Here is a 6,731-nt window from a genome sequence, read left to right as displayed (position 1 = left end):
CTGGTAGTTCGTCCACGGGCCGGTGCCGGAGCCGAAGGTGCTGCTGTAGGTTTCGTAGGCGCTGGTGCCGCCACCCGAGCCCGCCCAGCAGCTTTCGCTCTGGAAGGCTTGCGTGGTCGGGTCGCGATTGATGGTGGTGCCACCGGCCGAGATCACCCACGGCGAAGAGCTCGGGTATTGGGCGCCCAGGCCCGAATCGCCCGCCGAGAAGAAGTAGCTGATCGGCTTGCCGGCCACCCAGTTGGCGCGGAAGACCCAGTCCCAGTCGGTCGACTCGGTCGGGAATTCACCGCTGCCCCAGCTGTTGGTCACCTGCCCACCGCCATAGGGCAGCAGCTGCTGCGCGGCGATCTGCTCGGCATACATCAGGTCGGCATAGCTGTTCGAGCAGGCCTCGACGTAGATGATGGTCGCGGAGGGCGCCATGGCGTGGGCCCATTGCGTGTCCATCGCGCCTTCCAGCGCCCAGCCCGAGTTGAACGGCGGGGTGACGCAGGCGCCGTTGCCGTTGGCGATCACCTTCTTGAACTTGGGTGCCGGCAGGCCGAAGAACGAGCTGAACGACTGCAGGTCGCTCAAGACAGTCGGGTTGTCAAAGGCGATGACGACCGCGATCGCGCGGCTGCCGCCCACGGCGTTGTAGGCCGAGTTGTTGGTCGGCGCACAGCCCGCGTAGGTCGGCCCCATCTTGTACAGGCACGACAGCGACGCCGGGTACTCGGCAAAGGTGGAGTCGGGCTCGATATCCACATGGGGCTCGGCCTGGCGCAGGTCGGTGATCGCCGACGGATGGATGCCCTTCGGGTTCTTGATCACGTAGTTCGTGTGGGCACGAACACCCGCATCGCCCGGCACATGCCTGCTGCTTTCCGGAACGAAGACGGTGGCCGGGGGCGCATAGGGCGCTACCGATTGAGGGGCGTTGTCTTTCGACATATCCAGGCCCGGGGTCGATGCGCTGCTGGCGCCATCGGCCATCGCGGCGAATGCGAGAACCGGCAGCGCAGCGATACCGCCAATCGCCAAACTGCGCGTCAAAACGGTCAATGCTTTCATGGGATTCCTCAGCTGGGTTTATCGGGTTGAAAAAGCCCTGGCAGAAGCGCAAGGCAAAGGCAGTCCCACGACAGCACCAGGTGGGCTGTCGGTGAAGCGTTTTGGCTTGGTCCCGAGGGCAGACGAAGTGTGGGCTTGTCTTTCAGCCAGCCCATCCCCAGACCACTTGGATTCATCCCCAAGCCTGTGCAGGCTCCCACCCCTAGCTATCTCATCGCACGGCACGCGCTTTGCCGACAGCGCGGCATCGGGGACGAGTTTGAAAGGAACGGCGCCATGCAAGCCGTGCGTACATCCCATGGCGAGGCCGGCAACACTGCGGACGCCGGCTCCAGGCGCGGTCCGGTTCCGAGATCCTGATGGCCGCCCCGCGCATCCTGGCCATCGGCCGCAACAAGCAATCACTGGCCTGCTGCGTGGCGGATGCACTGCGTCTGCGCTGCGCCGCGCTCGACGAGACGCTGCGCCAACGCTGCGGGCCCGACCTGGTCCTGGCGTTGCTGCGCGACATCGAGCGCCTGAGCAACGAACTGAAGGCCGCGCTCCACGCGCAAGAGGCGCTCGACCACGTCCGCGGCCGGCGCCCGATCTGACCTTCTCAGCCGACGGTCTCGACCAGCCCGCCGGACGTGCCGCCCTCGCCCGCCAGGCACACCCGCATCCTGCCGCCGGACTTGGCCCGGTACATCGCCTGGTCGGCGGCGGCGATCAGTTCGGCCGCGCTCTCGCCGTCGCTCGGGTAGCGGCTGACACCGATGCTGGCGCCGGAGACCAGCTCGACGTCGCCGCGGTGCATCGGCTGCGACAGCGCGTCGAGCACCTTGTGCGCGACCACCAGCAGCCCGTCGACGTTGTCGATCTCGTCGATCAGGATGATGAACTCGTCGCCGCCCATGCGCGCGACGGTGTCGACCTCGCGTACCACACTCTTCAGGTGCTGGGCCAGCGTGCGCAACACGAAGTCGCCCGCGGCGTGCCCCAGCCCGTCGTTGATGGTCTTGAAGTTGTCGAGGTCGATGAACAGCAGCGCCAGTTGGCCGTTGGTGCGTTTGGCATGGGCCAGCGCATGGTCGAGGCGGTCGAGGAAGAAACGGCGGTTGTGCAGTCCCGTCAGGCTGTCGTGGCTGGCCAGCCGGTCGAGCTCGCCCTGCTTTTGCTCCAGCTTGGCGAACTGGGCGCGAATCTGCTGCTGCATGTTCTCGATGCTGCGCGCCAGCAGGCCGATCTCGTCCTTGCGTGCGCTGGGCAGGCGGCCTCCGGCCGTGCCGTCGGTGAAGCGCTGCACGGCGTCGACGATCTGGTCCAGCGGCCGCGTCAAGGCGCGCGCCAGCAGGATCGCCAGGATCACGGCCAGCGCACTGAACGCGATCACGATGCGGGCGCTGACCAGGCCAAGTTGCTCGCTGTCCTTGAGCACTTCCTCCAGCGGCTGTGCCAGGCCGAGGATGAACTCGTCCTCGCGCCGCAGATCACTCAGCGGCTGGCGCATGAAGGCCGCCACCACCGCGCCACCGCCCGTCGGGATCGCCGTCGTGACGAGCTCGTCCTGGCGGCCCGAGCCTGGGCCCTCGATGGTCATCGCCGCCGCGGCAGGAAACGAGTCTTGCAGGCGTGCCACCTGGCCGCGATCAAAGGCGAAGGCCTGGCTCGGGTCCGGGTGGATCAGGAAGTCGCCGGCGGCGTTGGTCAGGTACAGCTGCAAGCCAGGCGGCAGATCGACCGCCAGCTGGGCAAACAAACCGTTCAGGTCGACGTTGATGACGACCACGCCACGCGCCACGCCGTTCACGTCGTGCACGGGTGCAGCGACCTGCAGCGCCGGCTTGTCCTGGCCGGCGTGGGCACCCACCTCGTGGTTGATGGCCGGCCGCGACACGTACACCGCACCGGGAGGCAGGCGCAGCGTTTCGAACACGTAGGGGTAGTGGCCCTTCTCCTGCAGGTCGTCGCCGCGCACCTGCACCAGGCCACCCTCGTCACGGTCGACGCGAATGCGCTCCAGGCCATGGTCGGTCACGTCGATCAGGCGCATCTGGAAGTACTCGGGGTGGGTCTCCAGCACGCGCACGAACAGCAGCGCCACGTTGTTCTCATTGAATGCCTGCACGCCGGGGTCGCTGCGGGCGAGCAGGCGCGCCGCCTGCGGGTGATCGGCCACCAGCCGCACATCGCGCGCGGTGCCGTTGAGGCCGACCGCCAGTTGCCGGACCAGCACCCGGGTGGYCGTCTTCAGGCGGTCTTCGGCGCCGGCGATCAGCATCGCGCGACTGGCCAGGTAGCCGTAGTAGCCGGTCAGCCCGGTCGCCAGCACACCGACACAGGCCAGCGCGAGTGCGAGGCGCCTGGCGATGCCCATCTTCGGCTTCATCGGTGCCCCCTTCCCTCCAAGAGGGAATGAGCCTCTACGGGTGGCCGGGCGAGGCTCATGGCGCCAGCACCCGCGAAGCACGGTCGCCGGAGCGGATGCGCGCCCACAGGGCCTCGCGCCGACTGGCGTCCTCGACCGGCTCGAGCCACAGCAGGCGCACCTCGGGTCGGCTCGATGCCGACTCGGTGGTGGTGCTGGCCAGGCCTTGACGCTGGACCAGCAGTTGGCCAGCCTGTCCGCCGAGCAGCTGGTCGATCCAGGCATGGGCCAGCGCGGGGTCGCGCGCACCGCGCGTGATGGCCCAGCAGTCGAGCCAGGCCAGCGCCCCTTCGCGCGGGATCACATAGCCCGCGTCTATGCCCTGCGCCTTCAGCAGGTGCAGCTGCTGGGTGCCGTAGTTGGCGTACATCAGCGCGGCACCGTGGCGCTGGAACAGGCGGACCGACTCTTCCGGTTGGTTGTAAAAGCCCAGCACATTGCGCCGCAGATCGATCAGCGCATCTACCGCACGCGGCCACATCGCCGTCTGCATCTTGAAGGGCGACGGCGCGCCAAGCATCTGGGCGGCGAGCGAGAAGTTGTGGGTGCCACCGCCGTAGGCCAGCACCTTGCCTTGGTAACGGGTGTCCCACAACGCGGCGATCGACGTGGGCGGGTCAGAGACCTGACGCTTGTCGTAGATCAGCCCCATCTCGGAATAGGTGAATGGGATCGCGTAGGTCTGTGCCACCCCCGCTTGCACATGGACCAGCCCGGGGATGGTGGCACGCTGGCGAAAGCGCGGCAGCTGAGTGCCGGTGTTCGGGATCTTGTCGGTGTTCACCGGCTGCACCAGCTTGGCCTGGATGTAGCGCTGCAGCTCGGCGGTGTTGACCGCGAACACATCGAAATCGCCCCCGTCGTGCGCGCTGAGCTTCTGCCACATCGACTCGTCGGTATCGATCACCGTCAGCTCGACATGCGCGCCGGTCTTGGTCTCGAAGTCGTGCACGACCTCGGGCTCCGCATAGCCGGGCCACGCCAGCACACGCAGTACCGGACCGGCCATCGCCTGCACACAGGCCAGGGCGAGCGCCACAGCCAACGGAACGAGCTTCATCCGCATCGACACCCCGCCACACCACCGGGTTTTCGTAGCGGCCATCTTAGGTCCGCTCTTGCCGCCGCGCTCAAACTAATCTTCAGCGCTCGGCCCGCGTCGGGCCGCGCCCACTGCCGAGCCCGGCGGGCTCGCCGCGCAGCGACTGCGCCTTCGAAAAATCGACCAACGAAAGCCTTTCGAATTTAATTTGAAAGAAAGCAAAAGACGATATCGACAGCATACGAAAGCTTGTCTACATTCGCCCGAACGGTGCCAAGGTTCGATCAGGTGCACTGAATTCCCCGCAGGAGAAGTCCCGTGCGCTGCCATGTTCCCGACCGTTTCGTCCTGACCACCTTGGCCGCTGCGGCCTTGTCCATCACGGCCACACCACTGCGGGCCCAGGACACCGAGCCGGCCCCTGAGTCACCGGCAGACACCACGCAAAGCATCGTCGTCACCGGCACCCGCGCCAGCCTGGCCAAGTCGCTGGAGCTCAAGCGCAACGCCAGCCGCGTGCAAGACTCGATCTCGGCCACCGAGCTCGGCCGCTTCCCGGACGACAACGTGGCCGACTCGCTGAGCCACATCACCGGCGTCGCGATCAGCCGCACCGCTGGCGGCGAAGGCTTGAAGGTCAGCGTGCGCGGGCTCGGGCCCGGCTACAGCCTGGTCACACTGAACAACCGCATCCTGGCCACCGACGACGCAGGCCGCGACTTCGCGTTCGACGTGCTGCCGGCCGATGTGATCGGCGGCGCCGACGTGGTCAAGTCGGCCCAGGCCTCATTGACCGAAGGCGCGATCGGCGGCCTGGTCAACCTGCGCTCGGCCCACCCTTTCGACGACCCGGGCCGCCACGCATTGGTGCGTGCCGAGACCGACTACAACACGATGTCGCGTCTGTCCGGCAACAAGGTCTCGGCCGTCTACAGCGACACCTTTGCCGACAACACGATGGGCCTGCTGATCGGCGCGGTGCTGGCCCACCGCAAGGTCCGCACCGACAGCGCCGGCTACACCTACTTCCGCGGCATCGACCTCAACGGCGACGGCACGATGTCGGACGCGGACCAGAACCTCGCCGGCGTCTGCTGCATGACCTTCGGCTCGATCATGGAGGACAAGAAGCGCACCGCCGTTTCAGCCGCCTTCGAGTGGCGGCCGAACGCCGACGTGAAGATGGTGATCGACGGCCTGTACACCCGGCTCGACTCACCGCAGGTCGGCTACAACCAGGCCTACTTTCCGAACTGGGTGGACGGCCGCTGGTCCGACATGCAGGTGACCAACGGCGTGGTCACCGCGATGACGGTGAAGGACCTGGTTCCCGAGATCGCCAACATCACCACCGACCGCGTCGTCGACACGGCGCAGTACGGCTGGAACGGCAGCTGGCAGGTCTCGCCCGACCTGGTGTTGACGGGCGACGCGTACCAGTCGACCTCCACGCGCCTGGGCGGCGGCAAGGACACCTACGTCGTCGCGCAACTGGCCGGCCACACGACAGGATACTGGGCCAACACCGGCCAGGTGCTGCCCCACATCCGCGTGCAGCTCGAAGACGGGCGTGACCTGGCCACCGCACTGGCCGCGGGCCAACTGGGCGACGCCGACTTCGGCCCGCACTACGTGGGCCTGCATGGCGACGACGTGCACGACACCGTCAACGGCGCCAGTGCCGGTGGCCGCTGGGCTATCGACTCGGGCATCTTCGACCAGCTGCACTTCGGCTGGGCCGGCACCGACCGCACGAAGAAGCGCGACTACTTCGAAAACGACTTCACCAACGGCAGCGTGCAGTACTCGGGCAGTGAGTCGACCACCTTTGCGTCGATGGGCGCGCATGTGGTGCAGCACTCGTTCACGCTGCYGAACTTCATGCCGGGTGCGGGCAGCGGCTTTCCCACTTCGTTCGTCGCGTTCGACGTGCCGGCCTACCTCGAAGCGCTGAAGAAGCTCGACGGCCAACCGAACCCGAACGGCGGCGTGTTCGACTACCGCAAGACCTTGCCGGTGCTGAACCCGGTGCAAAGCTACCGCGTGAAGGAAAAGACCGACGCGGCTTACCTGCAGCTCGACCTGGCCGGCGAGCAGTGGAGCGGCGATGTCGGCGTGCGCTTGGTCCACACGAGTACGCAATCGTCCAGCGCCTACAACCAGATCATCTCGATCACGCCGCCGCCGCCGAACGACCCGACAGGCGCCTACTTCGTCGAGTACAGC

General features: G+C 67.0%; 6 protein-coding genes. 2 read left to right on the top strand and 4 right to left on the bottom strand.

What is annotated here, in order from left to right; all coding sequences use genetic code 11:
• On the bottom strand, positions 1–1,056 hold a 1,056-nt coding region (locus AC1DYI_RS23180), incomplete at its 3' end, for a S8/S53 family peptidase (protein ID WP_477206488.1).
• A 359-nt stretch (positions 1,057–1,415) separates the two neighbouring features.
• On the opposite strand from AC1DYI_RS23180, the gene AC1DYI_RS23175 reads away from it, so the two are divergent.
• Positions 1,416–1,649 carry a hypothetical protein gene (locus AC1DYI_RS23175; protein WP_477206487.1) on the top strand — a complete coding sequence of 78 codons (234 nt, stop codon included), beginning with the start codon at positions 1,416–1,418 and terminating at the stop codon, positions 1,647–1,649.
• 5 nt (positions 1,650–1,654) lie between these two features.
• On the opposite strand, the gene AC1DYI_RS23170 is transcribed toward AC1DYI_RS23175, so the two are convergent.
• The 3 genes from AC1DYI_RS23170 to AC1DYI_RS23160 form a co-directional block, all read right to left on the bottom strand.
• Complete coding sequence (locus AC1DYI_RS23170) at positions 1,655–3,424, bottom strand: diguanylate cyclase domain-containing protein (protein ID WP_477206486.1); 1,770 nt, start codon at positions 3,422–3,424, stop codon at positions 1,655–1,657.
• 55 nt (positions 3,425–3,479) lie between these two features.
• Positions 3,480–4,523: an extracellular solute-binding protein gene (locus tag AC1DYI_RS23165; RefSeq protein WP_477206485.1), complete on the bottom strand. Its 1,044-nt coding sequence runs from the start codon at positions 4,521–4,523 to the stop codon at positions 3,480–3,482.
• A gap of 82 nt (positions 4,524–4,605) precedes the next feature.
• The gene (locus AC1DYI_RS23160; protein ID WP_477206484.1) at positions 4,606–4,746 is read right to left on the bottom strand and encodes a hypothetical protein; all 141 of its coding nucleotides are present in this window, start codon (positions 4,744–4,746) and stop codon (positions 4,606–4,608) included.
• A 77-nt stretch (positions 4,747–4,823) separates the two neighbouring features.
• On the opposite strand from AC1DYI_RS23160, the gene AC1DYI_RS23155 reads away from it, so the two are divergent.
• A partial coding sequence (locus AC1DYI_RS23155) for a TonB-dependent receptor (protein WP_477206483.1) occupies positions 4,824–6,731 on the top strand: 1,908 nt, incomplete at its 3' end.

The organism is Ideonella sp. P3_A4 (assembly GCF_056403075.1).
The sequence above is the reverse complement of the archived record's forward strand: the minus strand, read 5'-3'. Positions and strand labels throughout refer to the sequence as shown.